Below are 5,452 nucleotides of genomic sequence, written 5' to 3' on the forward strand. Positions count from 1 at the left end.
AACCTGGGGGCAGCCTCGTGGCAATGGTGACAACACTCTGGTGATATTCACGGGCCTGTCGCCCAGTGCCCATGCCGCTTCCTCGGCCGCCGATCCCGAGGAGGGATGGTGGGAGGCCATGATTGGCCCGGGTCGCCCCATTGATACCGATCACTGGCACGTGATCTGCTTCAACTCTCTTGGCAGTTGTTTCGGCTCTACCGGACCCGGCAGTGTCAATCCGGCGACGGGCCAGCCCTGGCGGCTGGATTTTCCCGAACTGCGGGTCGAGGATATTGCCGCTGCCGCGCATGCGGCCCTGATGGAAATGGGGCTTGAGCGGGTGCATGGGGTGATTGGCCCTTCCATGGGGGGGATGACAGCGCTGGCCTTTCTGCTGCGCTACCCTGGTGTTGCCCGTCATTTTCTGAGCATCTCCTCCGCATTGCGGGCACTGCCCTTCGCCATCGCCATTCGTTCCCTGCAGCGCGAGGCCATCCGCAGTGATCCGGCCTGGCAGGGGGGCAATTACCATCCCGAGCAACCGCCGGTTACCGGCATGCGGCTGGCCCGCAAGCTGGGCATGATTTCCTATCGCTCCGCCGGGGAGTGGGTCGAGCGTTTCGGTCGTCGGATGATGGCCGAGCCGGACCCGGGGTTCGGACCGCGCTTCGAGATAGAGTCCTATCTGGAGGCCCAGGCCGATCGCTTCGTGGGTGGCTTCGACCCCAACTGCTACATCTATCTGTCCCGGGCCATGGATCTTTTTGATGTGGATGAGCATGCGGGGGAAGGGCAGGATGCACTCGGTGTGCTCGACTATCTCGGTTCCGCGGCGGTGGTGGGTGTGGACAGTGACATTCTGTTCCCGGCACAGCAGCAAAGGGCCCTGGCCGAAGGGCTTGAGCGTGTCGGCATTCCGGTGAGTTATAGTGAACTGGCCTCCATCCAGGGACATGATGCCTTTCTGGTCGACCATGACCGCTTCGGACCGGTGATCGCTGATTATCTTGAAAAGATTCGAGGAGCCTGACCATGACCACTGACTATGCCGTCGACAAGGCCCAAAGCGAGCCAGGATTCGACTTTCCCGGCGCTGCCGAATTGATCGACACGGTGGCTGACGCGGTTCGGGAAAAGGAGCCGGATCGGATTGCCGATCAGGTCAAAAAGGGGCTCTGCCGTCTGATATCCAGCGCAGAATTTCAACTGCCCCGGGCCTTCATGGAGGCTGCCGAGGATCATTATGCCCGCCGCCTGGTTTATCGTGACCCTGAAGGCCGATTCAGCATTGTCGCCATGACCTGGGGGGTAGGGCAGGGCACCCCATTGCATGATCACTGTGGACTCTGGTGCGTGGAAGGGGTCTGCCATGGCCGAATCCGCATTGAACAGTATCAGCACCGGGAGTCCCGGGACGGGCTTGAGCGATTCCGTCTGGAGGAAATCATTTCCTCGGAGACCGGCGGCGCCGGCTGCCTGATCCCGCCTCATGAGCACCACCGCATCCTCAATGACCGGGAAGATGATGTGGCGGTCACCTTGCACATCTACGGAGGCGATATGGAAAGCTGCAATATCTTCCTGCCCGAATCCGGTGACTGGTACCGCAAGGAAAGTCGTAGTCTCCAGTTTGATGCCTGACAGCCGTCCATGGGCTTTCGTCATCCGGTCCAGGTCCTCCATGGGGTCAGCGCCTATTGCTTGATGCTGGTCCTGAGTCTGGGCCTGCTGTGGCTGGCCCAGTGGTTCGGGGGACTACCCGCCGCCTTTGCCCGCGTGGGCGCCATGCAAGTGGCCTGTCTGCTGACCATTGCCCTGGTCGTTGGCACGGGTCGTCTTGCCATTGCTCCCACACTGGGCCTCGCGAGATGTTCCTGGTCGTCTCTGGTCGCCGCCCTGTTGCTGGGAGGGGGCTTGATGGTCCTGGTGGCGGCCACCCTGGCCCGTCTCTACTACCTGGGAGAGGCCGAGGACCATGCTCGCGCAGTGGATGAAGTACTGGGCGAGGCACGGGTGCAATTGGGCGGCCTGACCCTGGCGCTGATGGTGGTTGCCTTCGCTCCCCTGAGTGAAGAGCTGCTGTTCCGCGGGCTGATTCTGCGCGGCATGCTTGATCGATTCCCGCCCTGGGCCGCCGTGCTGGTCACCACGGTGCTGTTTGCCATGCTTCACGCCCATCCGGTTCATTCCCTGGTGACCGGGGTTCTGGGCCTGGCCTGCGCCATTGTCGTCATCCGCCAGGGCAGTATCTGGCCCGCGGTCATCATGCATGCCGCCTGGAACGGTTCGGCCATGTTGATGGACGAAACCGGGGTGCCGGGTGTGCTGCCGTTGTGGACGATTGCGCCCGCATTGGTCATGATAGGTGGCGGAATTCTACTCATGGGCCGTCGCTGAACGGCAAAGGAAGCGGAACATGGCTTACTGGTCAATGGATGAGTTCAGTGGACGTTTCCACACCGAACCCGAGGACACGGTGGTGGTGGACGATGCTGCCATCGACGAAGTGGGCCTGGCCACCGGCGATCCCATTGCCATTCCCGCGCCGGGCCGTCAGGTCATGGAAAAGGCGCATCGGGAATTGCGCCGTAGCTGGGTGACGGGTGGTGTGGTATTCCAGGCCTGGGACCTGGACGACAGCGAGGCTCCGGACGACGATGAGGACCCGGGGCCGGAAACCGTCATCAGCCTGCTGTGGAGCCTGGCCGACAACCAGGATTTGCCGGCGGACATCGCCGGCTGTTCCATCGCCTGGCTGGCCGATGCAAGGATCTGGTCCGAAAGCACCCAGCAGTTCGGTGATGCCCTTTATCGTGCTCTGCGCGATGGTGGGGTTCTTGGCGACGGGCTGGAAGCCGACCATGCCCGCCAATTGACCGAGGACTATCTGCAGGCCCTGTTTGACGACAGCGAAGAGGATGACCTCTTCCTGTTCGGTCTCGATCCCGGCTTCTCCTGCTGGTTCTGCGACGGCGAATACGATATTGCCTACGCCATGATCAATCTGGACGCGGGCTGGTTTGCCCTGTTCCTGGCGACGGACAGTGAAGATTGAGGGTGGATTGACGGTTAGGGGTGAGGAGTAAGGGGTTAGGGGGTAGGAGGGAAACCGGCCTTTGGCCGGTTTTTTCTTTCCCCTGACTTCTAACCCCTCACCCCTCACTCCACATCAAGCGGCGACTCATCCTCAAGAAAATACCGTGGATTCACCATGGTATTCCCCAGCGACACCGACCAGTGCAGATGAGGGCCGGTAACTCGCCCGGTCATGCCCACCTTGCCGACCAGATCATCGGTCTCCAGGGTGTCGCCGGTTTCGACACTGATCTCGTCCATATGGGCAAACATGGAAATGAGGCCCTGGCCGTGGTCCAGAAAGACCGTCTTGCCGTTGAAATAGAAATGCCCGGTCTCGATCACCTTGCCGGGGGCGGGCGCGTGGATGGGCGTGCCGGTGGCGCCGGCAATGTCCACGCCGCTGTGTGGATTCCGGCGCTGGTCATTGATATAGCGCTGCAGGCCGAAGGCGCTGGTCTGGCGATTCTTCACCGGTAGCTGGAATCGGATGGGGACGTCATCCTGGTCGCTGTGGGTGGCCAGGGCGCGCCGAATGCGCGGTCGTTCCCGTCCAATGCGCTCCAGCGCTTCTTCATCGGGCGTCACCATGCGCTCATCGGCGATGGTGATCCGCGACTCGGCATATTCCTTGGGTTCCACTTGAAAATGTCGGGTTTCCCATCCACCCCCATCGCGGCGCAGGCGATAGGACTGTTCACCGGGGCTCGTGGACAGGGGAATGCCCAGCAGGGCGCGGTAGCCTCCCTCTCGAGGAATGACCAGAACATCCCGGTCCCGATAGCGAAGCTCGGGCCGGCCATTACCCTCGTCTGGAAGGTCGATGACCTTCACACCCCCCGGTACCGGCATATTGCGCGGCAGGTCCGCCAGACTGGTGCCGGACAGACTCAGAAAAGCCATTGCCAGGCAGAACAGCAAAGCTCGCTTCATTGCGATTCATCCTCTCTTTGCACTTCGATCACGTGAGCGCTTACCCGTCCCCGAGCCAGGCGGGCCCGGATCTCATCCCCGGCCATCAACTGGTCGGCATTCCGAATAATACCCCCATCCGGGGATTCCACAATGGCGTAACCGCGTTCCAGGGTCGCCAGGGGGCTGACGGTATGCAGGGTGCGGGCCAGGGCACCGAGCTTTTGCCGTTGCTGTCCGCAGCGGCGTTCCATGGCGCGAATCATCCGTTGCCGCAGTTCCTGCAGGCGTTGCTTGCTGCGGTCGAGCCCCACCGCGGGGCTGGCCAGTTGCAGGCGTTCCCGCAGGTGGTTCAGGCGGCGATATTCATCGTTCAGGCGACGGCGGATGATTCGCCCGGCGCGTCGCTCCAGTTCGTCCAGCCGTTGAGCCTGCTGTTGCAGGTATTGTCCGGGATGGCGCAGGGACAGGCGACGTTGCAGTGTTGTCACCCGCTCACGGGATTGTTGCAGGCGTGCGTTTATCGCCCGCTCAAGACGTTGTTCTCGCTGACGCAGCCACTGCACCCATTCAGTGCTGTCGGGGCTGACTGCCTCCGCTGCGCCGGTGGGGGTGGGGGCGCGGTAGTCGGCGGCAAGATCGGCGATGGTGAAGTCCACTTCATGGCCGACGCCGGCCACCACGGGAATGGGGCAGGCACGGATGGCACGGGCCACCACTTCCTCGTTGAAGGACCAGAGGTCTTCCAGGGAGCCACCGCCCCGGGCCAGCAGGATGACATCACATTCTTCTCGGCGGCCCGCCGTTGACAGCATGGCGGCAATCTTCTCGGCCGCGCCGTCCCCCTGAACCGGGACCGGATAGACGATGACCTCGCCCATGGGATAGCGCCGGCCAAGGGTTGTGATGATGTCGCGAATGGCTGCCCCGGTGGGGGAGGTGACCACCCCGATGCGGCGGGGCATGGCCGGCAGGGGGCGCTTGATGGCCTCATCGAACAGGCCCTCGGCGGCCAGTTTCTGCTTGAGCGCCTCAAAGGCCCTTTGCAGGGCACCCACCCCGGCCGGCTCCATGGCCTCGACCTTGAGCTGAAATTCCCCTCGAGCCTCGTACAGCCCCACCCGGGCGCGGACCAGGACCTTCTCCCCGTTCTCGGGACGAAAGCCCAGATTGCGCTGCTGGGGACGGAACATGGCGCAGCGGACCTGGGCGGACTCGTCCTTGAGGGAGAAATAGAGATGGCCGGAGGCCGGCCGCGCCAGATTGGATATCTCGCCCTCAATCCAGAGGGCCGGAAAGCCCTGTTCCAGGGCAAATCGCGCTTCCCGATTGAGTCGGGAAACGGTCCAGATCTGGGCGGGTTCCGGTGGTTGCAGCAGTGATCGGCTCATGCCGCCCAGTTTACCATTGCTCGCCCCTTCGCCATTGAGGGCCCGGCCCGCCGCTCTTTCCGGTAGCTCGCTTTACCCGGCCCCGTCGGGGC

6 protein-coding genes are annotated in these 5,452 nt (G+C 62.9%); 4 read left to right on the top strand and 2 right to left on the bottom strand.

Annotated features, from left to right (window positions below; genetic code table 11):
• The 4 genes from ACJWXQ_RS01450 to ACJWXQ_RS01465 form a co-directional block, all read left to right on the top strand.
• Positions 1 to 1,012 (top strand): homoserine O-acetyltransferase (locus ACJWXQ_RS01450; protein ID WP_406672001.1); only part of this gene is annotated, 1,012 nt, incomplete at its 5' end.
• A 2-nt stretch (positions 1,013 to 1,014) separates the two neighbouring features.
• Entirely contained in the window at positions 1,015 to 1,623 is a 609-nt protein-coding gene (locus ACJWXQ_RS01455) for a cysteine dioxygenase family protein (RefSeq protein WP_346051045.1), read from the top strand.
• 9 nt (positions 1,624 to 1,632) lie between these two features.
• Positions 1,633 to 2,379: a CPBP family intramembrane glutamic endopeptidase gene (locus tag ACJWXQ_RS01460; protein WP_346051044.1), complete on the top strand. Its 747-nt coding sequence runs from the start codon at positions 1,633 to 1,635 to the stop codon at positions 2,377 to 2,379.
• Between the two features lie 19 nt (positions 2,380 to 2,398).
• A complete protein-coding gene (locus ACJWXQ_RS01465; protein WP_346051043.1) occupies positions 2,399 to 3,037 on the top strand; it encodes a hypothetical protein in 639 nt (212 codons plus the stop codon).
• Between the two features lie 104 nt (positions 3,038 to 3,141).
• Here ACJWXQ_RS01465 and ACJWXQ_RS01470 read toward each other — a convergent pair whose 3' ends face one another.
• Both ACJWXQ_RS01470 and xseA read right to left on the bottom strand, forming a co-directional pair.
• Positions 3,142 to 3,990, bottom strand: a complete 849-nt coding sequence (locus ACJWXQ_RS01470) for a peptidoglycan DD-metalloendopeptidase family protein (protein WP_406672002.1) — start codon at positions 3,988 to 3,990, stop codon at positions 3,142 to 3,144.
• Positions 3,987 to 5,360 (bottom strand): exodeoxyribonuclease VII large subunit, encoded by a 1,374-nt coding sequence (gene xseA / locus ACJWXQ_RS01475; protein WP_406672003.1) that lies wholly within the window; start codon positions 5,358 to 5,360, stop codon positions 3,987 to 3,989. Before xseA ends, ACJWXQ_RS01470 begins: the two co-directional genes overlap by 4 nt.
• Positions 5,361 to 5,452: the final 92 nt, after the last annotated feature.

Source organism: Natronospira sp., assembly GCF_007134575.1.
In the GTDB taxonomy this organism is placed as follows: domain Bacteria; phylum Pseudomonadota; class Gammaproteobacteria; order Natronospirales; family Natronospiraceae; genus Natronospira; species Natronospira elongata.

Bases quoted from the DNA above. Each gene is read 5' to 3' on its own strand.
- ACJWXQ_RS01455 (WP_346051045.1), top strand. From the start codon at position 1,015: ATGACCACTGACTATGCCGTCGACAAGGCCCAAAGCGAGCCAGGATTC.
- ACJWXQ_RS01460 (WP_346051044.1), top strand. From the start codon at position 1,633: ATGGGCTTTCGTCATCCGGTCCAGGTCCTCCATGGGGTCAGCGCCTAT.
- ACJWXQ_RS01465 (WP_346051043.1), top strand. From the start codon at position 2,399: ATGGCTTACTGGTCAATGGATGAGTTCAGTGGACGTTTCCACACCGAA.
- ACJWXQ_RS01470 (WP_406672002.1), bottom strand. From the start codon at position 3,990: ATGAAGCGAGCTTTGCTGTTCTGCCTGGCAATGGCTTTTCTGAGTCTG.
- xseA (WP_406672003.1), bottom strand. From the start codon at position 5,360: ATGAGCCGATCACTGCTGCAACCACCGGAACCCGCCCAGATCTGGACC.